The 19,082-nt window shown below is 63.4% G+C and carries 16 protein-coding genes and 5 tRNA genes; 17 read left to right on the forward strand and 4 right to left on the reverse strand.

Going from position 1 to position 19,082, the window contains the following annotated elements; translation table 11 throughout:
• The first annotated feature begins 334 nt into the window (after window positions 1-334).
• From GGD40_RS21050 to GGD40_RS21075, 6 genes are all read left to right on the forward strand, one after another.
• Window positions 335-682 carry a hypothetical protein gene (locus tag GGD40_RS21050; RefSeq protein WP_035546261.1) on the forward strand — a complete coding sequence of 116 codons (348 nt, stop codon included), beginning with the start codon at window positions 335-337 and terminating at the stop codon, window positions 680-682.
• Window positions 683-1,031: 349 nt separating this feature from the next.
• Entirely contained in the window at window positions 1,032-2,888 is a 1,857-nt protein-coding gene (locus GGD40_RS21055; RefSeq protein ID WP_179744791.1) for an extracellular solute-binding protein, read from the forward strand.
• 61 nt (window positions 2,889-2,949) lie between these two features.
• Complete coding sequence (locus GGD40_RS21060; RefSeq protein WP_179744792.1) at window positions 2,950-3,987, forward strand: microcin C ABC transporter permease YejB; 1,038 nt, start codon at window positions 2,950-2,952, stop codon at window positions 3,985-3,987.
• Window positions 3,987-5,093 carry an ABC transporter permease gene (locus tag GGD40_RS21065; protein ID WP_179703904.1) on the forward strand — a complete coding sequence of 369 codons (1,107 nt, stop codon included), beginning with the start codon at window positions 3,987-3,989 and terminating at the stop codon, window positions 5,091-5,093. The genes GGD40_RS21060 and GGD40_RS21065 overlap by 1 nt, the downstream gene beginning before the upstream one ends.
• The gene (locus GGD40_RS21070; RefSeq protein ID WP_179744793.1) at window positions 5,090-6,727 is read left to right on the forward strand and encodes an ABC transporter ATP-binding protein; all 1,638 of its coding nucleotides are present in this window, start codon (window positions 5,090-5,092) and stop codon (window positions 6,725-6,727) included. Before GGD40_RS21065 ends, GGD40_RS21070 begins: the two co-directional genes overlap by 4 nt.
• A 137-nt stretch (window positions 6,728-6,864) precedes the next feature.
• A complete protein-coding gene (locus GGD40_RS21075) occupies window positions 6,865-7,530 on the forward strand; it encodes a C40 family peptidase (RefSeq protein WP_035546255.1) in 666 nt (221 codons plus the stop codon).
• Between the two features lie 176 nt (window positions 7,531-7,706).
• On the opposite strand, the gene GGD40_RS21080 is transcribed toward GGD40_RS21075, so the two are convergent.
• Window positions 7,707-8,666 carry a patatin-like phospholipase family protein gene (locus tag GGD40_RS21080; RefSeq protein ID WP_179703906.1) on the reverse strand — a complete coding sequence of 320 codons (960 nt, stop codon included), beginning with the start codon at window positions 8,664-8,666 and terminating at the stop codon, window positions 7,707-7,709.
• Between the two features lie 396 nt (window positions 8,667-9,062).
• Between GGD40_RS21080 and gltX the strand changes: the two genes are divergently transcribed.
• The 7 genes from gltX to GGD40_RS21115 all read left to right on the forward strand — a co-directional run bounded on the left by gltX (window position 9,063) and on the right by GGD40_RS21115 (window position 12,028).
• Window positions 9,063-10,472: a glutamate--tRNA ligase gene (gene gltX / locus GGD40_RS21085; RefSeq protein WP_179703907.1), complete on the forward strand. Its 1,410-nt coding sequence runs from the start codon at window positions 9,063-9,065 to the stop codon at window positions 10,470-10,472.
• A gap of 122 nt (window positions 10,473-10,594) precedes the next feature.
• Window positions 10,595-10,670, forward strand: a tRNA-Ala gene (locus tag GGD40_RS21090).
• Between the two features lie 164 nt (window positions 10,671-10,834).
• A tRNA-Glu gene (locus tag GGD40_RS21095) sits at window positions 10,835-10,910 on the forward strand.
• A gap of 100 nt (window positions 10,911-11,010) precedes the next feature.
• Window positions 11,011-11,087: transfer RNA gene (locus GGD40_RS21100), tRNA-Asp, on the forward strand.
• Between the two features lie 61 nt (window positions 11,088-11,148).
• A tRNA-Glu gene (locus GGD40_RS21105) sits at window positions 11,149-11,224 on the forward strand.
• An 81-nt stretch (window positions 11,225-11,305) separates the two neighbouring features.
• Window positions 11,306-11,382 (forward strand) — tRNA-Asp (locus GGD40_RS21110).
• A gap of 181 nt (window positions 11,383-11,563) precedes the next feature.
• Window positions 11,564-12,028 carry a GNAT family N-acetyltransferase gene (locus GGD40_RS21115; RefSeq protein WP_179703908.1) on the forward strand — a complete coding sequence of 155 codons (465 nt, stop codon included), beginning with the start codon at window positions 11,564-11,566 and terminating at the stop codon, window positions 12,026-12,028.
• An 87-nt stretch (window positions 12,029-12,115) separates the two neighbouring features.
• On the opposite strand, the gene GGD40_RS21120 is transcribed toward GGD40_RS21115, so the two are convergent.
• Entirely contained in the window at window positions 12,116-12,967 is an 852-nt protein-coding gene (locus tag GGD40_RS21120; RefSeq protein ID WP_179703909.1) for an AraC family transcriptional regulator, read from the reverse strand.
• Between the two features lie 373 nt (window positions 12,968-13,340).
• Here GGD40_RS21120 and rraA point away from each other — a divergent pair, with 373 nt between their 5' ends.
• Together rraA and GGD40_RS21130 are read left to right on the forward strand one after the other, a co-directional pair.
• Window positions 13,341-13,835, forward strand: a complete 495-nt coding sequence (rraA, locus tag GGD40_RS21125) for a ribonuclease E activity regulator RraA (protein ID WP_179703910.1) — start codon at window positions 13,341-13,343, stop codon at window positions 13,833-13,835.
• A 113-nt stretch (window positions 13,836-13,948) separates the two neighbouring features.
• Window positions 13,949-14,350, forward strand: coding sequence for a gamma-glutamylcyclotransferase family protein (locus tag GGD40_RS21130; protein WP_179744794.1), 402 nt, complete (start codon window positions 13,949-13,951; stop codon window positions 14,348-14,350).
• A 256-nt stretch (window positions 14,351-14,606) separates the two neighbouring features.
• Here the strand turns inward: GGD40_RS21130 and aceB are convergent, their stop codons facing one another.
• Both aceB and GGD40_RS21140 read right to left on the reverse strand, forming a co-directional pair.
• Window positions 14,607-16,220 carry a malate synthase A gene (gene aceB, locus GGD40_RS21135; RefSeq protein ID WP_179744795.1) on the reverse strand — a complete coding sequence of 538 codons (1,614 nt, stop codon included), beginning with the start codon at window positions 16,218-16,220 and terminating at the stop codon, window positions 14,607-14,609.
• Between the two features lie 82 nt (window positions 16,221-16,302).
• The gene (locus GGD40_RS21140; RefSeq protein ID WP_179703912.1) at window positions 16,303-17,118 is read right to left on the reverse strand and encodes a haloacid dehalogenase type II; all 816 of its coding nucleotides are present in this window, start codon (window positions 17,116-17,118) and stop codon (window positions 16,303-16,305) included.
• Between the two features lie 151 nt (window positions 17,119-17,269).
• On the opposite strand from GGD40_RS21140, the gene GGD40_RS21145 reads away from it, so the two are divergent.
• Window positions 17,270-18,172: a LysR family transcriptional regulator gene (locus GGD40_RS21145; protein ID WP_176061421.1), complete on the forward strand. Its 903-nt coding sequence runs from the start codon at window positions 17,270-17,272 to the stop codon at window positions 18,170-18,172.
• 214 nt (window positions 18,173-18,386) lie between these two features.
• Window positions 18,387-18,821, forward strand: coding sequence for a universal stress protein (locus tag GGD40_RS21150; RefSeq protein ID WP_111929034.1), 435 nt, complete (start codon window positions 18,387-18,389; stop codon window positions 18,819-18,821).
• Window positions 18,822-19,082 lie beyond the last annotated feature (261 nt).

Consider the following 19,082-nt stretch of genomic DNA (forward strand, 5'->3'; position numbering starts at 1 on the left):
GGCGGCTAGGATCGTCGCGCCGGTTTGCGCGCAGAAGCGGTAGAGGAAGGGGCGAGGGCATGTCACCCAATATGCTTCGACATCCTACTGATTTGCCGGGCATGACGGCGACCTCACGCTGTTGCCATCGGTCCTGGCCGGTTGATGAAAACGCAGCGCACGACTCGATTACAACGCCGCCGTTTTTCACCAAAACCTTGTCCAATGTAACGAGACGTAACCAGGTCGCGAGGCTTGCGATGTTATGCATCAGTTATTACAAAGTTGAAATACGCGGCACGCGGCCTTGCGCTATATTTCGGCCAACAACACACATTCATCAAAAGGGTGATCCATGAAGTCCACTCGTCTTGTTCCACTTCTGATCGGGGTTCTCGCGTTGGGTGCATCAGGTGCTGCTATGGCCGGTGGCTTTAACGTCGGGGTCAATATCGGTATTCCCGCACCGGTCTACGTCGCGCCCGCTCCGTACTACGCGCCGCCGCCGCCGCCTCCGCCGCCGGTCGTGTATCAACCGGCTCCTGTGTACTATGGCGGTCCGGCAATCGTGATCGGCTGGCATGGCGACCGCTACTGGGACGGCCGTCGGTACTGGGGTCGCGATGACTGGTATCGCCGTCATCCCCCGGGCCGCTACGACTACGGTCGCGACCACTACGACAATCGTCGCGGCTGGCACTAAGGTTTCACGCAGGGTTCGCGCCGCGCTTGCGCAAAGCGTAGAAAGAAAAACCGCCTTCGGGCGGTTTTTTCATTGGGCGCGTGCGTTATCGGGATGTTGCGGTCGGCGCGCTTTTATTGGGTAGAATTCCCTCGCATTGCGATTGCCCTTCAATTGTTCCGTCACCGTCAAGGCCCCCATGACAACTGGCTCGCGCCGAGTTCCGACGCCTCATGCACTTCGGTGCAGCGTGATTCAAAGACTCTCGCGTGCTGGTTTGCCGCTGATGGCGCATCGATCGTCGCTTGCGTTGCCGGATCGAGGCGCGGCGCGACCACTGCGCGCATGGCGCACGTCCTGCGCCGCTGTTATGAGCGCCGTGCTCACTCTTTGCGGTTTGCTGATGTCGCCGTCGGCGCACGCGGTCTACGCGATCGCGCAATACGGCGAGCCGAAATACCCGGCGGACTTCAAACACTTCGACTACGTCAACCCCGACGCGCCGAAGGGCGGCACCCTGGTGCTGGCCAACCCGAACCGCCTCACGAGCTTCGATAAATTCAATCCGTTCACGCTGCGCGGCAACCCGGCGCCGGGCGTGGATCTGATGTTCGAGAGCCTGACCATCGGCAGCAGCGACGAAGTCGCGTCCGCTTACGGACTGCTCGCCGACGACATCGCGATCGCCCCCGACGGCTTGTCGACGACCTTCCACATCAATCCGCGCGCGCGCTTTTCGAACGGCGATCCGGTCACCGCCGACGACGTCAAATTCTCGCTCGACACGCTGAAAAGTCCGCAAGCCGCGCCACAGTTCGCATCGTATTTCGGCGAGATCACGCGCGCAGTGGTGGTCGATCCGCAGACCATCCGCTTCGAGTTTCGCCAACGCAATCGCGAGCTGCCGCTGCTCGCGGGCAGCATGCCGGTGTTCTCGCGCAAGTGGGGCGTGAAGCCCGACGGCAGCCGGATCCCGTTCGACCAGATGGCGTTCGAAAAGCCGATTGCCAGCGGGCCGTATCTGATCGACCAGTACGACAACGGCCGCACCATGACCTACCGGCGCGACCCGAAGTACTGGGGCGCGGCATTGCCCGTGCGGATCGGCATGAACAACTTCGACCGGATCGTCTACAAGCTCTATTCGGATAGCACCGCGCGGCTCGAAGCGTTCAAGGCGGGCGAGTACGACGTGCTCGTCGAATACGTTGCACGCAATTGGGTGCGGCGCGATGTGGGCAAGAAGTTCGACAGCGGCGAGCTGATCAAGCGCGAGTTTCCGCAACATAACGGCACCGGCATGCAAGGCTTCATGCTGAATCTGCGGCGGCCGTTGTTCCAGGACGTGCGCGTACGCAAGGCGCTCGATCTCGCGCTCGACTTTCAATGGCTGAACCGCCAGTTGTTCTTCAATCAGTACACGCGTATCGACAGCTTCTTCGCTAACACGGATCTGCAGGCCAAGGGCTTGCCGTCGCCGGGCGAACTGGCGCTGCTCGAACCGTGGCGCGCGAAGCTCGACCCCGCCGTGTTCGGGCTGCCGCCGAAGCAGCCGGACACCGATCCGCCGGGCTCGTTGCGCGCCAATCTGCTGCAGGCGCGCGCGCTGTTGCAGCAGGCGGGTTGGACCTATCGCGACAACGCGTTGCGCAACGCCAAGGGCGAGCCGTTCCAGTTCGAGATTCTCGACGACTCCGGCTCGTCCGCGCAGATGGAGCCGATCGTCGCGACCTTTATCCGCAATCTGCAGAAGCTGGGCATTGCCGCGACGTTCCGTGTGTCGGATTTCGCTGTCTATCAGAAGCGGCTCGACGCGTTCGATTTCGACACCACGACGATCCGCATGGGCGACGTGCAGGTGCCGGGTTCGGAGCAGATCGACCGCTTCGGCAGCAAGGCTGCGGACACGCAAGGTTCCGACAATGTGATCGGCCTGAAGTCGCCCGCCGTCGACGCGATTCTGCGCGCGCTCGTGCAGGCGCAGACGCGCGAGCAACTGCTCGACGCGACGCACGCGCTCGACCGTGTGCTGATTAATGGCTATTACGTGGTGCCGCATTGGTACAGCGCGACGCATCGGGTGGCGTTCAAGCGCGGCCTGGCGTGGCCGAAAACCTTGCCCCTGTACTATGGCGCGGAAGGCTGGATCACGTCGATGTGGTGGTATCAGCCCGTGCAAACGGCCGTGCAAAAACCAGCGCAAACCGCTCCGTCGACGCAGCCCTAGCCGATCACGTCGCCACGCCGACGCGTGATCCACTCACCGTATTCGCACCGGACACACCGCCATGTGGAGCTACATCCTCAAACGCCTGCTGCTGATGATTCCGACCTTGCTCGGCGTGCTGACGCTGACCTTCGTCGTGATCCAGTTCGTCCCCGGCGGTCCGGTCGAGCAGATGCAGCACGAGCTGCGCAAGGGCGCGGAAAACGGCGCGCCGTTCGGGCTGCGCGCGCACACCGGCGTCGACGCGCAGCAGATCGCGCAACTCAAGGCGCTGTACGGCTTCGACAAACCGCCGCTCGAACGCTACGGCCTGATGCTCAAACGCTTCTCGACCTTCGACCTCGGCCAGAGCTATTTCCGCCATCAAAGCGTGTGGTCGCTGATCGTGTCGAAGCTGCCGGTGTCGATCAGCATCGGCTTGTGGACCTTCTTCCTGACGTACCTGATATCGGTGCCGCTGGGCATCGCGAAGGCGGTGCGCAACGGCTCGCGGTTCGATATCGCGACGAGTCTGGTGGTGCTGATCGGCTACGCGATTCCCGGCTTCGTGCTGGGCGTGCTGCTGCTCGTGCTGTTCGGCGGCGGCACCTTCCTGCAACTGTTTCCGCTGCGCAACCTCACGTCGGACAACTGGGCGCAGTTGAGCATGGGCGGCAAGATCGTCGACTATCTGTGGCACATCACGCTGCCGATCACGGCCTCGGTGGTGGGCAGCTTCGCGGTTGTCACCATGCTCACCAAGAACGCCTTCCTCGACGAGATCCGCAAGCAATACGTGCTGACCGCGCGGGCGAAAGGGTTGTCCGAACGGCGCGTGCTGTGGAAGCACGTGTTTCGTAACGCGTTGCTGCCGTTAGTCGTTGGTTTTCCGTCGGCGTTTATCGGCGCGTTCTTCACCGGCAGTCTGCTGATCGAGACGCTTTTTTCACTCGACGGCCTCGGCCTGCTGTCGTACGAATCGGTGGTGCGGCGCGACTATCCGGTCGTGCTCGGCACGCTGTATCTGTTCACGCTGATCGGTCTCGCGACCAAGCTGATTTCCGACCTTTGCTATGTGTGGGTCGATCCCCGCATCCAATTCGAACAACTGGAGCGTTGATGAATCGAGCCCGTCTTTCCACCGATGCGGCGGCGCGCACCGAACCGGCTCGCGCGTTCGTCTCGCCTTCGCCCGCGCGCCGGGTCTGGCAGCGGTTTCGCCGGCAGCGTCTGGGCTACTGGAGCCTGATCGTGTTCGTCGTCGCGTTCGCGGCGAGCCTCGCCGGCCCGCTGTGGTCGAACGATAAACCGCTGGTGGTGCGCTACGACGGCCAGTTGTATTTTCCGATGTTCAAGACCTACGCCGAGACCACCTTCGGCGGCGATTTTCCGACGCCCGCGGATTACCTCGATCCGTACGTCATGCGTCGTCTCGATGCGCCGGGTAACTTCGCGGTGTATCCGCCGAACCGTTACTACTACGACACGCTGAATTACTTCTCGAAGGCGCCGAACCCGGCGCCACCGTCGCGCGATAACTGGCTCGGCACCGACGACCGCGGGCGCGATCTGTTCGCGCGGTTGCTGTACGGCTTCCGCGTGTCGGTGGAGTTCGGCCTGGTGCTGACGCTGATCGGCACGGTGTTCGGCATTGCGGCGGGCGCGGTGCAAGGGTTTTTCGGCGGGCGCATCGATATCGTCGGGCAGCGGCTGATCGAAATCTGGAGCGCGATGCCCGAGCTTTACCTGCTGATCATCTTCTCGTCGATTTTCGAGCCGGGTTTCATTCTGCTGATCGTGCTGCTGTCGTTGTTCGGCTGGATCGGTTTGTCCGATTACGTGCGCGCGGAATTTCTGCGCAATCGCCAGCAGGACTACGTGCGGGCGGGGCGGGCGATGGGCCTGTCGAGCTGGCAGATCATGTGGCGGCACGTGTTGCCCAACAGCCTGACGCCGGTGATCACGTTCCTGCCGTTCCGCATGAGCGGCGCGATTCTCGCGCTGACGAGCCTCGATTTTCTCGGCCTCGGCGTACCGTCGCCGACGCCGAGCCTCGGTGAACTGCTCGCGCAAGGCAAGGCGAATCTCGACGCGTGGTGGATCTCGTTGTCCACCTTCGGCGTGCTGGTCGCGATGCTGTTGCTGCTGACCTTCATGGGCGACGCGCTGCGCAATGCGCTCGACACCCGGATCGCCGATGCGATGCGCGCCGGAGGCAATCAATGAGCGCCACGCCAGCCACACAGAACGGCGCGCAGGCGGCCACGCCGCCGCTGCTGGAGCTCGAGCATCTGCACGTGACGTTCGGCGACACCGTCGCGGTGAACGACGTCACGCTCGCGATCGCGCGCGGCGAGCGGGTCGCGTTGGTCGGCGAATCGGGTTCGGGCAAGAGCGTGACCGCGCTGTCGATCCTGCGACTGCTCAACGACGCGCAGGTGAGCGGCGCGATCCGTTTCGACGGCGAGGATCTGCTCGCGAAAAGCGAACGCGAAATGCGCGGCTTGCGCGGCTCGGACATCGCGATGATCTTTCAGGAGCCGATGACGGCGCTCAATCCGCTCTATACGGTCGGCGACCAGATTGCGGAAACCATCGTCGTGCATGACGGCGTCACGGCCAACGAGGCGCGCAAGCGCGCCGTCGCGCTGCTGGGGCGCACCGGCGTCGCGGAGCCGGGCAAGCGGGTGAACAGCTATCCGCATCAACTGTCGGGCGGCCAGCGGCAGCGCGCGATGATCGCGATGGCGCTGGCGTGCCGGCCGCGTCTGTTGCTCGCCGACGAACCGACCACCGCGCTCGACGTGACGATCCGCGCGCAGATCGTCGAACTGCTGCTGGAGTTGCAGCGCGACGAAGCGGAAAAGCGCGGCATGGCCGTGCTGCTGATCACGCACGACCTGAATCTGGTGCGTCACTTCGCGCATCGCATCGCGGTGATGGAGAAGGGCATGCTGGTGGAGAGCGGGCCGGTCGAGCAGGTGTTCGCGTCGCCGCAGCATCCCTATACTCAACGGCTGCTGGCGAGCCGGCCCGAGCGCACAGTGGTGCCGGTGCTGCCGATCTCGCCGGTGCTGCTCGAGGCGCGCGAGGTCTCGGTCGATTTCAAAACGAAGCTGCCGGGTTTCAGCGGCTGGTTCCGCGCGGGACGTTTTCGCGCGGTCGCGCAGGCCAGCGTGTCGGTGCGTCAGGGCGAGACCTTGGGGATCGTCGGCGAATCCGGTTCGGGCAAATCGACGCTGGCGATGGCGCTGCTCGGCCTGCAACGCACCGCGCACGGCGAGATCGAATTCCAGGGCAGGGCGCTCGGCAGTTATCGCGGCGCGGAACAGACCACGTTGCGCTCGAACATGCAGGTGGTGTTTCAGGACCCGTTCAGTTCGCTGTCGCCGCGCCAGACGATCGAGCGGATCGTCGGCGAAGGGCTCGCGCTGCACCGCCCGACCATGACACCCGAAGCGCGGCGCGACAAGGTGGTCGCCGTGCTGCGCGAAGTCGGCCTCGACCGCACGGTGCTGTACCGCTATCCGCATGAGTTCTCCGGCGGCCAGCGGCAACGTATCGCGATCGCGCGGGCGCTGGTGCTCGAACCGCGCATTCTGATCCTCGACGAACCGACCAGCGCGCTCGACGTGTCGATCCAGCAGCAGGTGCTGAAGCTGCTCGCCGGGTTGCAACGGAAGTACAACCTCGGCTTCGTTTTCATCAGTCATGATCTGGCCGTGATCGGGGCCATGGCGCACCGTGTCGCGGTGATGCAAAACGGTTCGATCGTCGAAAGCGGGGACGTTGAGCAGATTTTTGCCACGCCGTCGCACCCGTACACGCGAAAGCTGCTGAAAGCAGCGCTGGATCATTGATTTTTCACCCTTTCACCAATTGGGTGCGTCTCTCGATTGTATTTTTCTATTTGTTTTGACACGTGAATACTTACTGGCTAGTATCGACCAAACTTTTTTCCGTAGACCACTGATTTTTAGGCAAAAACTACCGACCAATGCAGCACAGAAACCTTACCCAGGCTTGCACGCGCGTCGTCGCCGGGATGTTCATTGGCGTCATGATGGCAGCAGCTCCCGGCGCGTTCGCCGACGAAGTCAGCAGTTTCAATCCGAATGCCTCACTTTCGACCCCCAGCGGGTCGAATTCTTTGTCCTCCCCGAGTTCCCAGGCCAGCACGCCGGATAGCGACGGCGGCGCCAAATCGTTCCTGTCCGGCATGGCCGGCAAAGCGGGCGACGTGGTGGTCGGCGCACTGAACATGATCGGTGTGCGCTACCGTTGGGGCGGCAATACGCCGGATTCGGGGCTCGATTGCAGCGGCTTTGTCCGCTATGTGTTCCAGGACACGCTCGGTATGGCGCTGCCGCGTCGTGCTGAAGAAATGAGCCGCGTCGGCGAGAAGGTGCGCGTCAGCGACCTCAAGCCGGGCGATCTGGTGTTCTTCAACACGATGCGCCGTTCTTTCTCGCACGTCGGCATCTATATCGGCGACAACAAGTTCGTGCATTCGCCTTCCACGGGCAGCACGATCCGCGTCGACGACATGGATAGCGGCTACTGGGAAAAGCGCTACACCGGTGCACGCCGGATCGAAACGTCCTACCAGGACGGCGAGGATCTACGTAAGCGTGTGAACGCGGCGATTGGCGGAAATAACTGATTTTGCTTTGAATTGATTGGGTGGTTGGGGTCTCGTAAAGAAGCCTGCTTCGAATGAAGCAGGCTTCTTGCGTTTGGGCGGCGGGTTTAGGGGCGCGTTTGGAGCCGGCCGGGCGCCGGCTGGGTGCTGTTCGCGTGGCGACCTGAGCGCAATGGCGCCGCCCAAATCGCGCCGCGTTATCCGATCGCTTGCCCCACGGGCCGGGCCGCAGCCAGCTTGCGTTGCAACTCCGGCATCATTTTCGCCACCGCTTCCTCGCCTGCCAGAATCGCCGCGTTGCGCTGCGAGAAATCGCTGCCGCTCATGGCGGCCAGATTCGGCCGGATCACGATGTCGGCGTATTTGTCGAGTTCGTAAGCCTTGATCGACTGGCCCATGATCGTGAAGGTCTGCATCAGCACGTCGAACGAGCTGGAAGTCTGGCCGCTTTCCGGGCGCTGCGAGATATCAACGGCGATCACGAAATCCGCGCCCATCTTGCGCGCGAACGACGCCGGCACCGGGCTCACCAGGCCGCCGTCCACATATTCATGGCCGCCGATTTTGACCGGCTCGAAGATCGACGGCACGCTGCACGACGCCCGCACCGCGATGCCCGTATTGCCGCGCTGGAACAGGATCGGCCGGCCGCTGTTGAGGTCGGTGGCGACCACGCCGAGCGGCTTGACCATCTTCTCGATCGGGCGGTTGTTCAGCGTGGTGTTCAGGTAGTTCTGCAGCGCGATACCTTGCAGGAAACCGCGCGTGCGAAACGGCATGGCCCAGTCGCTGATCGACGCTTCGTCCATGGTCAGCGCCAGCTTGTTGAGCGCGAAGCCGTTCATGCCCGACGCGTACAGCGCGCCGACCACCGAACCGGCGCTCGTGCCCGCAACCAGATCGACCTGGATGTTGCGCGCCTCGAGCGCCTTGATCACGCCGATGTGCGCGAAGCCGCGCGCGGCGCCCCCGCCCAGCGCCAGCGCGACGCGCACCGGGCGCTGCGGCTTGTCGAGCGGCGGCGTGGGCGAGGTCGGCGTGGCGGTGATCGGCGAGCCCTCGAGCTTGCTGCCGGTCGTGGTGCAGGCGGCCAGCACGGCGGAAGCGGCGGCCAATGAGAAATTGCGGCGGGCGAGGCGGGGCGAGGTGGGTTTCAACGGGTTCTCCAGCAACGGCACGGGCGACGCAAACGGCGTGGCCTTGAGCCGCGGTCAGGCGGGTAGAGTCAAACGGACAGGATCGCCGGGCGATTCCATGCGCTGTGGTTTGATCTCGAGTCGCAGCGCGCGCACATCATAAATCAAAGCGCCGGGCGCGCGGCGGCGCGGTAATGAAACGTTGCAGAGGGACGCTTCGGGTAGTGGGCGGCGTCGCGTCATTGGCCATTCGGACGAGGGCAGGCAGCGCGAGGAGCAAAGGTATAATTCCGCTCTCGTATTTATTTCCTTCGTGTCCATGCGCGGCGTCTGTTTGCCGCATGGGCGCGGTCCGCTGCCGCGCTTCACGGGTTTGGCCCGTCAAGGTGCCGGCGCCTGTCTTCCGAGTAACCGCTAATGACCACCTCCGTTCGTACCCGTTTCGCACCGAGTCCCACCGGCTTCATCCACCTCGGCAACATTCGCTCCGCGCTCTATCCGTGGGCGTTCGCGCGCAAGATGAAAGGGACCTTCGTGCTGCGGATCGAGGACACCGACGTCGAGCGTTCCAGCACCGAGGCGGTCGACGCCATTCTCGACGGCATGCAGTGGCTCGGCCTCGATGTCGACGAAGGCCCGTTCTACCAGATGCAGAACATGGACCGTTATCGCGAAGTGCTGCAGCAGATGAGCGAAGCCGGACTCGTCTACCCGTGCTACATGTCCACGGAAGAGCTCGACGCACTGCGCGAGCGTCAGCGTGAAGCGGGCGAAAAGCCGCGCTACGACGGCACGTGGCGCCCGGAGCCGGGCAAGGTGCTGCCGGAGCCGCCGGCCGGCGTGCAACCGGTGCTGCGCTTCCGTAATCCGCTGACCGGCGTGGTCGCATGGGACGACGCGGTGAAGGGGCGCATCGAGATCTCGAACGAAGAACTCGACGACCTGGTCGTCGCGCGTCCGGACGGCACGCCGATGTACAACTTCTGCGTGGTGGTCGACGATCTGGACATGCGCATCACGCACGTGATTCGCGGTGACGATCACGTCAACAACACGCCGCGGCAGATCAACATTCTGCGTGCGCTCGGCGCCGAACCGCCGGTGTACGCGCACTTGCCGACCGTGCTGAACGAGCAGGGCGAGAAGATGAGCAAGCGCCACGGCGCGATGAGCGTCATGGCCTATCGCGACGCCGGTTTCCTGCCGGAAGCCGTGGTCAACTATCTGGCGCGTCTGGGCTGGTCGCATGGCGACGCGGAAATTTTCTCGCGCGAGCAGTTCGTCGAATGGTTCGATCTGGAGCATCTGGGCAAGTCCCCGGCGCAGTACGACCACGACAAGCTGAGCTGGCTGAACGCGCACTACATCAAGGAAGCGGACAACGCGCGTCTCGCGGAGCTGGTCAAGCCGTTCTTCGCCGAGCTGGGTATCGACGAAGCGGCGCTTGCGCAGGGCGCGGATCTGACGTCGGTCGTGGGCTTGCTGAAGGACCGAGCGTCGACGGTGAAGGAAATCGCCGAGAACGCCGCGATGTTCTATCGCACTCCGGCGCCTGAGGCGGAAGCCTTGACGCAACACGTCACCGACGTGGTGCGTCCGGCGCTGGCCGATCTTGCGGCCGGGTTGAAGACAGCGGAGTGGACCAAGGAGGCGATCGCCGCCACGCTGAAGGCCACGCTCGGCGCGCACAAGCTGAAGATGCCGCAACTGGCCATGCCGGTGCGTCTGCTGGTGGCCGGCACCACGCATACGCCGTCGATCGACAGCGTGTTGATGCTGTTTGGCCGCGATGTCGTCGTGGGCCGTATCGAAAAAGCGCTGGGATAAGCGCGTTCGCGCGGACCTTGAGAGGGTTTGCGTGCGACTTGTGAAAAAAGTCGCATGCAATTGCTCAAAGGGTCTTTACAAAGCGCAAATTGGCCTCTAGAATCTCGTTTCTGTTCTGCAAGGGGGGTATAGCTCAGCTGGGAGAGCGCTTGCATGGCATGCAAGAGGTCAGCGGTTCGATCCCGCTTACCTCCACCATCAGAGCAGAGTGAAGTTGTTCCGAAGTCTGGAACTTGTAGCAAAAAAACTTCACAAACAGTTGTTATGTAGTTAGAATAGCGGTCTTCGCAGTTGACGAAACGAAATAACTGAGAAGTTAGCGTAAGTTAGCAGCGAGTTAAAGACAGATCTGAAAAGATTATGTCCCCTTCGTCTAGAGGCCTAGGACATCACCCTTTCACGGTGAGTACAGGGGTTCGAATCCCCTAGGGGACGCCAAACATCAGCGTCGCTTTAGTGTTCGAAGTAATTCGAGTAGCAGTAAAGCAGCGCAGCTTGCGAGAAAAAACCAACGCTCGCAAGCCAAGATGGGCAAACTGGAGTGGTAGTTCAGTTGGTTAGAATACCGGCCTGTCACGCCGGGGGTCGCGGGTTCGAGTCCCGTCCACTCCGCCAGACAAAGCCCGTTCATACAAACCTGAACGGGCTTTTTCATTAAAGGTGTAAGCAGTACGTTGTCCCCTTCGTCTAGAGGCCTAGGACATCACCCTTTCACGGTGAGTACAGGGGTTCGAATCCCCTAGGGGACGCCAAGACATCGGCGTCGTTCGGTAAGCAGTTGAACGGTGCAGTCGGCGAGTGAGCCTAGCTCATTGGCTGCGGTGCGAAAATCTGGAGCGGTAGTTCAGTTGGTTAGAATACCGGCCTGTCACGCCGGGGGTCGCGGGTTCGAGTCCCGTCCGCTCCGCCAGATTTGAGAAAGCCCACTTCGAAAGAAGTGGGCTTTTTTTATTCCCGCGCGGGTTCCTCGCCATTGTTGCGCGCATTTATTTCCGCGATCCACGCCGCCTGGGTATGCTCGGGACAAACAGCCATTGCCAGCACGCGCAGCCTGTTTTACCGTTGACCCGACTCATCTTTGCCGCCCCACCATGTTCGATCCATCCGAAGCTCCGTCACCGTTTCATCTGCGCAATGCCAGCATGGACGATTTCGAGTTCGCCGAGGCGCTGACTCGCGCCAATATGGGCGGTTACTACCGGCGACATCATCTGGTGTGGCGGGGCGATCTGTTCCTCGGCAGTTGGCGCGAATCGGAGAATTTCATTCTCGAGATGGACAGCCATCCGATCGGCGTGTTGCGCATCACGCAGGAAGGCGATTCGCTGCATATCCGCGACGTGCAGATTGCGGAAGGGCATCGGCGGTTGGGAGCGGGCACGTATCTGCTGGATATCTCGCATCAGTGGGCGCGCGAGCGCGGCTTGCACGAGTTGCAGTTGCGTGTGTTTGTCGATAATCCGGCCGCGCGACTGTATCAACGCAAGGGTTATAAGCTGAGCGGACCGCGCTTGGCGCAGCTCGGCGCGATCCGTCATCTGGCACGACGGGTTTGACGGCGCAGGGCCGCTGCTTAGGGTTTTCTCGTTCGCACCGCCCCGCATTGCACTGCGCCGTATCGCACCGCGCGATCTCGCATTCCTCTAATCCGTCTCTCTGTCTTCGTGATCGCCCGATTCGGCGCGATGCTCCGATCCCCGTTCGATAAACGCGCGCGGACTTTCACCGAAGGCGCGTCGGAACATCGCTGAAAACGCGCTCTGGCTCTGATAGCCCAGTTCCAGCGCGACATGCGAAAGCGGCCGTCCCTGACTCAGTAGCGGAATCGCACGCGCGAGAATCGCCTGCTGACGCCATTGTGAAAAACTCACGCCCAGTTCCTGTCGAAACAGCCGCGCGATCGTACGCGTGCTCGCGCCCACGCTGCTGGCCCATTGTTCGAGCGACTCACCGTGCGTCGGGTCCGCGAGCACCGCCTCGCATAACGCACGCAGACGCTTTTCATTGGGCATCGGCACGGAAAGCGGCAGCGGCTCCGAGCGCGTCAGTTCATCGAGTGCGAGTGCGCCGAGCAACTGCTCGCGGGCGGCCGGAATGTCCGGCGTATCGAGTGCGGCAATCACTTCGCGCAGCAGATCGGACACTTCGACCACGCGCGGCGTATCGAGTCCGGCGGGCACCGTGCTTTCGGTGATGTAGAGCGTGCGCAGAAACGCATCTTCGACGGCGACCACTTCGTGCTCCACATGCGGCGGCACCCAGATGGCACGCGAGGGCGGCACCATCCACGTCGTGCCGCTCGTCGCCACCCGCAGCACGCCGCGCGATGCGTAGGCCACCTGGGCCCACGCGTGCGTATGACGCGCAATGCGCCAGCCAGACGACATCGGCCGCGAGCGCACGCGGATCGGGTGGGTGTCGTTCGGCCGGAACTCAGGTGGAATGTCGGCGAAGCGGACGAAACTCGCTGGAGCGAAGTCGACGGACGAAGTCATGGTGAAGGCTCGATGGGAATAGTCGAGTGCTAAAGAGTCGGGGCCACCAACCGTACCCTACAGGCGGCGTAACTAGCAAGCAGCGAAACCGCAGCGCGGCCGCCAGGGCGCTGGCGAACGCAACGTCAGCGCCAAGCCCCAGGCACCAGGCACCACGCACCGCTCGCTACGCATCGCCCGCTACGCATTGCCCGCTATCGTCGCTCGCTATCGTCGCTCGCCACGCGCCGCCCGCCACGTGCCACCCGCCACCGCCACCGCCACCCGCCACCCGCCACCCGCCATCGCCGCGCGCGCCTCACCGCATTCCACACCTTCCCCCGACCCCAAAGTTGCATAATGTCCCGACTGCCCGTCCTTCGAGGAGAACTCCATGACCTTTGCTACCGCGGACTTGTGCGACGCCCACGAGGAGCAGTTGGCGCTCGGCGCCTTACGCGTGCTCGAGCCGGTCTTTCATCTGTTCAGCCGCAGCGAGAGTTTCAGCGGCGAAGCGGTGACGCTCAAAGTCTTCGAAGACAATGCACTCGTGCGCGCCACGCTCGAGGAGCAGGGTGCGGGCCGGGTGCTGGTGGTCGACGGCGGCGGCAGTCTGCGGTGTGCGCTGGTCGGCGGTAACCTCGCGCAGATCGCTCAGCACAACGGCTGGGCGGGCATCGTCGTGAACGGCTGCGTGCGCGACGCGCTGGAGTTGAACGAAGCCGACGTCGGCGTGATAGCACTGACCACCAACCCGCGACGTTGCCATAAGCTCGGCGGCGGCCAACGCGACGTGCCGGTGCAGTTACCCGGCGCGCTGGTGCATCCCGGCGAATGGATCTACGCGGACATTGACGGCGTGCTGGTTTCCAGCGCCGCGCTGAACTGAGTCGCGCCTGAACCGCGCCTGAACCGCGCCTTGAAGCCAGGCCTTGAACCACGCGCTGAATCACGCCTCAAACAGAACTTACCCGACCACCCATCCAAGGAGAGCAAACGACGATGCAAACCGTCTTTGTATACGGCACGTTGCGCGCCGGAGAAGTGAACGACATCCGCGACGCCGCGGTTCGCAATGAGATTCCCTTGCCGAATCTGCTCGGCACGGCCACGGTGCGTGGCCATCTGTTCGACTTCGGCTCGTACCCGGGGTTGGTGGTCGACGAAGCGGGCGTCGACGTGATCGGCGACGTCTACGAAATCGAAGACGAACTGGTCGCGGTGCTCGACGAAATCGAAGCGGTGTACCCGGGCGTCGAAGATCGATTCCTCGCGCGCGAAGTGATGGTGAAGGTGGACGGCAACGTCGTGAATTGCCGTTTCTACCCGGTCGCGCCGGGAGCGGTGAAGGGCTTGCCGGAAATCAGATCGGGCGATTGGGTCGAGCATCGCGGCACGCGCTGAGCGGAGCCGTCGCGCGCAGGTAGCGCGCAAAGCGACGCACGCCGCAAAAGCAACCGGGCCAAAAAAACGGCCCGGCAAGCTCACGCCTGTCGGGCCGTCCGGTCGGTCAGTCTTGCGACGCAAGCCGCCTTCGCATCGCGCGTGATACGCACGCGCATACGTGCACAGGTTCACAAGCGCACAGGTGCATGAAACGCGCGAAAGTAAAGCAAGCTTGCTACTACGTCGTTCGTTGCGGATGCATCTAACCTCCGCGTCAGATTTCCTCGTAAAGCGGCAACGTCAGAAAGTCGGTGAACTGCTCCGACGTCGACATCTCTTCGAAGATCTGCGCGGCGCGCTCATACGGCTTCGTATTGCCACCCACCGCCTGCTTCACGTTGTCGAGTTCCTGCGCCGACAATTCGCGCACCAGCTCGGCCGTCACCTTGCGGCCGTCGTCGAGCTTGCCCTTCGGCGAGCGAATCCACTGCCACACCTGCGAGCGCGAAATTTCCGCCGTCGCCGCGTCTTCCATCAGGTTGTGAATCGGCACGCAGCCATTGCCCGCGAGCCACGCGCCCAGGTAGTGAATGCCGACGTTGATGTTGTTGCGCAGACCGGCCTCGGTGATCGGCGCTTCCGGACGGAAATCCGTCAGATCGGTGGCCGTGACGAGCACGTCGTCGCGTTGCTTGCCGATCTGGTTCGGCTTGTCGCCGAGCACCTTGACGAACTCTTCCATCGCGATCGGCACCAGCCCCGGATGCGCGACCCAGCCGCCGTCGTAACCGTCGCCGGCATCGCGCGCCTTGTCGGAACGCACGCCGCCCATCGCCTTCTCGTTCGCGGCCGGATCGTTCTTGATCGGAATCAGCGCGCTCATGCCGCCAATCGCCGGCGCATTGCGACGATGGCAGGTCTTCAGCAGCAACAGCGCGTAAGCACGCATGAACGGCGCGGTCATCGTGATCTGCGAACGGTCGGCGAGGCAGAAGTCGCGGTCGGCCTTGAACTTCTTGATCGCCGAGAAGATGTAGTCCCAGCGGCCGGCGTTCAGCCCCGAGCTATGCTCACGCAGCTCGTACAGAATCTCGTCCATTTCGAACGCGGCGACGATCGTTTCGATCAGCACCGTCGCGCGAATCGTGCCGCGCGGCACACCGACGGCTTCCTGCGCGGCGAGGAAAATGTCGTTCCACAGACGCGCTTCCAGATGGCTTTCCAGCTTCGGCAGATAGAAGTAGGGGCCCGAGCCGCGTGCGACCAGTTCCTTCGCGTTGTGCACCATGAACAGCGCGAAGTCGAAGATCCCGCCCGATACGCGCTTGCCGTCCACCGTGACGTGCTTCTCGTCGAGATGCCAGCCGCGCGGTCGTACGATCAGCGTGGCGACCTTGTCGTTCAGCGTGTACGACTTGCCGTTCTGCTCCAGCGAAATCGTGCGGCGCACCGCGTCCATCAGGTTGATATGGCCGGTGATCTGGTTGTCCCAGCTCGGCGCATTCGAATCCTCGAAGTCGGTCATGTACGAATCCGCGCCCGAGTTCAGCGCGTTGATGATCATCTTGCGCTCGACCGGACCGGTGATTTCGACGCGGCGGCACTGCAGATCCTGCGGCAGCGGCGCGATGGTCCAGTCGCCGTCGCGAACGGGTTTCGTTTCCGCGAGGAAGTCGGGACGCTCGCCGGCGTCGAGACGCTTCGTGCGTTCCACGCGAGCCTGCAACAACTGCTGACGGCGCGGTTCGAACGTGCGATGCAGCGCGGCGACGAGTTCAAGCCCTTCGCGCGTGAGAATCGCTTCGTAGCCCGGCTTGATCTCAGCCGTGATGGCCATGCCCTGCGGCAGCGTGAGTGAAGACTGCGACGATGACAGCGGATTCGCCATGGTTTCTCCTTGGTCGGTCAGATTGCAAAGATGCAAATGTTGAATTGCGATTGAGGTGCGTCGCGGGGTCCGGTGGAAGCTGTCATGCGCCAGGGCTGTGGCGCGTGCGGCCGCTACCGGGGCCGCTGCTGCGGCCGGGCGACGCGAGGGTTTTCAGGAAAGCGAGCAGATCGTGCATGCCTCCGCCCGTCCCATGTGGCATGACGCCCAGTTCTTCGACGGGGGCGTTTTGCCGGTTGAGCCAGAAAGTGGTGAAGCCGAACCATGTCGCGCCGGCCACGTCCCAGCCGTTCGACGACACGAAGACGAGCTCGCGCGGCTCGGCGCCGAAGGCTTGCGTGCCGAGCGTATAAGCGGCGGGCGAGGGTTTGTAGGCGCGCACGGCGTCCACGGATAGGACGTGATCGAACAGCCCTGTCATGCCGGCGCTCTTCACGGCGATGTCGAGCATTTGCGGGTTGCCGTTCGAGAGGATCGCGAGGCCGGCGCGCGGGCTGGCTGGCGCGCCGGATTCCGCATCGGCCACGGACGACGCCTCGCGCAACAGGCGCAGCGCCGGCACGGCATCGGGGAAGGCGGAGAGGCACGCGTATTCGTCCATCAGACGTTTTTCGGCCGCGCGGCTCAGCGTGAGCTGACGTTTTTTCGCGGCGAAACGCAGCGCGTCGAGCGTGATGTCCCAGAACGGCCGGTAGTGCGCGCCGGGCGAGCCGGCCGGATCGGCGAGCGTGCGCAGCTGCGTGTATTCGATCTGTTTTTGCCGCCATAACTGCGAGAGCGCATCGCCATGGCCGGGAAACATCTGCTCCGCGGCAGCGATCACCGAATGCACGTCGAAAAGCGTGCCGTACGCGTCGAAAATCACTGCTTTAGGGAAAAGTGTCGTTGTGGCCGACATTGCCGTGCACTCCTATCAGAGGTCAGGACGGATTGTATTAGTGATGCTCAGTGCTAAAAAAGAGGCTAAAGATCACTTGATCTTTTACTTTCATACACCTAATCTGACGCGCACCGACCACTTCCCCGCATCGCTGCGGCTTCGCCCGCTTATGGACCGTTTCAAGCAGATCGAGACTTTCGTCGCCGTTGCGGCCAAGGGCAGCCTGTCCGCCGCGGCGCTTGCGGAAGGCGTCGCACCGGCGATCATCGGCCGCCGGATCGATGCGCTCGAAGAGCGACTCGGCGTCAAATTGCTGGTGCGCACCACACGCAAGATCACGCTGACCTTCGAAGGCTCGGCCTTTCTCGAAGACTGCCAGCGTGTCATTCATGATATGCAGAACGCCGAAGCCAGCGTGTCGGCGGGCGGCGTCAAGGCGAGCGGCCATTTGCGGCTGTCGGCGCCGGCCGGTTTCGGGCGGCGCCACGTCGCGCCGCTGGTGCCGGCGTTTACCGTCGCGCATCCGGACGTGTCGATCACGCTCGACCTCTCCGACCGGCTGGTCGATCTGGTCAACGAGGGTTTCGACTGCGCGGTGCGGCTCGGCGAGTTGCCGGATTCGTCGCTGGTGTCGCTCAAGCTCGGCGAGAACCGTCGCGTGTGCGTGGCGTCGCCGTCGTATCTGAGCCGGCGCGGCGCACCGCACACGCTGGCCGACCTCGCGCATCACAACTGCCTCGCGCTCGGCGCGAGCGCCAATCAGCAGCGCGGCTGGATGTTCCAGCAGGCCGACAAGGTCGTGTCGATCAAGGTGTCCGGCACGATGGAATGCTCGGACGGCGCGGTGCTGCACGAGTGGTGCCTGGAGGGCTACGGCCTCGCGTGGCGCTCGTGGTGGGAAGTCGGTACGGACATCGCCGCCGGGCGGCTGGTCAGCGTGCTCGACGAATTCGCCGCGCCGCCGATCGGCATCCACGCGGTGTTTCCGCAGCGTCGCCATTTGCCGCTGCGGGTCCGGCTGTTTCTCGACTTTCTCAAGCATACGTACGGCCATCCCGGTTATTGGGGCTGAACGCGCGGCGGGTTTAGTGCGTTCTCGCGCGCGGACCGCGCGGGCCGTGTAGCCGCGCTTGCGCCGCCGTCCGCAGCGGGTTTCCGATATGCGGATAGACCCTCGGCAGATCCATACCCGCGATTCGGCGACCTACAATCGATTCAGGCGGCTTGCCAGCCGCGCCTCGTGGACGCTGACGCCGTGCTGCGCTGAGCCGGCGACGGAGGGCATCATGTTCAGGCACATCCTCGTTCCTACCGATGGTTCCGACCTGTCGCGCAAAGCGATCGACGGCGCGATCGATCTCGCGCAGGCCGTCGGCGCGCAAGTCACTGCTTACGCGTGTCTGCCGCAGTATCCGTACTCGCCGTTTTCCGACGTGGTGGTCGAGCCGCCCTCCGAATTCCTGCAGCGCAGCGAACGCGAAGCGCGCGTGCATCTGCGCGAGGTCGAGCTGGCCGGACGGCGAGTCGGCGTCGCGGTGGTGAGCCGCACCAGCGTGCATCCGGCGCCGTATCTCGGCATCATCGAAGCTGCCGAGCACGGCGGTTGCGACGTCATCTTCATGGCTTCGCACGGGAGGCGCGGCCTCGGCAGTTTGCTGATCGGCAGCGAAACGCAGCGGGTGCTCACGCATACGAAGATTCCAGTGATCGTGTATCGCTAGATAAGCGCTGCGCCGGGCGAGGCGCCGAAAAAAAACGCGCCGGCGATCAGGCCGGCGCGTCCACTGTTCGCCGCGCAATACATTGCGCTGGCTTTGTTTCCGCCGCTGCGAGTTTGTTCTCTCCCAGATTCCTCTGCCCCGGGGCTGACACGGCGAAAGCCGTGGCGCCCCGATGACGTGCTCCTCCCTGTGACGACGGCGCTCTGACGGCGCCGCTTGTCGTCGTTTGCCTGTCCGCGCGCGCCGGTCACGTTCCCGCGA

This window comes from Paraburkholderia bryophila (assembly GCF_013409255.1).
Classification (GTDB): Bacteria; Pseudomonadota; Gammaproteobacteria; order Burkholderiales; family Burkholderiaceae; genus Paraburkholderia.

Coding starts and splice junctions, on each gene's coding strand:
- GGD40_RS21140 (WP_179703912.1), bottom strand. CDS start 17,118: ATGTCGGCCACAACGACACTTTTCCCTAAAGCAGTGATTTTCGACGCG.
- GGD40_RS21060 (WP_179744792.1), top strand. CDS start 2,950: ATGTGGAGCTACATCCTCAAACGCCTGCTGCTGATGATTCCGACCTTG.
- GGD40_RS21145 (WP_176061421.1), top strand. CDS start 17,270: ATGGACCGTTTCAAGCAGATCGAGACTTTCGTCGCCGTTGCGGCCAAG.
- aceB (WP_179744795.1), bottom strand. CDS start 16,220: ATGGCGAATCCGCTGTCATCGTCGCAGTCTTCACTCACGCTGCCGCAG.
- GGD40_RS21120 (WP_179703909.1), bottom strand. CDS start 12,967: ATGACTTCGTCCGTCGACTTCGCTCCAGCGAGTTTCGTCCGCTTCGCC.
- GGD40_RS21050 (WP_035546261.1), top strand. CDS start 335: ATGAAGTCCACTCGTCTTGTTCCACTTCTGATCGGGGTTCTCGCGTTG.
- rraA (WP_179703910.1), top strand. CDS start 13,341: ATGACCTTTGCTACCGCGGACTTGTGCGACGCCCACGAGGAGCAGTTG.
- GGD40_RS21055 (WP_179744791.1), top strand. CDS start 1,032: ATGAGCGCCGTGCTCACTCTTTGCGGTTTGCTGATGTCGCCGTCGGCG.
- GGD40_RS21075 (WP_035546255.1), top strand. CDS start 6,865: ATGCAGCACAGAAACCTTACCCAGGCTTGCACGCGCGTCGTCGCCGGG.
- GGD40_RS21070 (WP_179744793.1), top strand. CDS start 5,090: ATGAGCGCCACGCCAGCCACACAGAACGGCGCGCAGGCGGCCACGCCG.
- GGD40_RS21115 (WP_179703908.1), top strand. CDS start 11,564: ATGTTCGATCCATCCGAAGCTCCGTCACCGTTTCATCTGCGCAATGCC.
- GGD40_RS21130 (WP_179744794.1), top strand. CDS start 13,949: ATGCAAACCGTCTTTGTATACGGCACGTTGCGCGCCGGAGAAGTGAAC.
- GGD40_RS21065 (WP_179703904.1), top strand. CDS start 3,987: ATGAATCGAGCCCGTCTTTCCACCGATGCGGCGGCGCGCACCGAACCG.
- gltX (WP_179703907.1), top strand. CDS start 9,063: ATGACCACCTCCGTTCGTACCCGTTTCGCACCGAGTCCCACCGGCTTC.
- GGD40_RS21150 (WP_111929034.1), top strand. CDS start 18,387: ATGTTCAGGCACATCCTCGTTCCTACCGATGGTTCCGACCTGTCGCGC.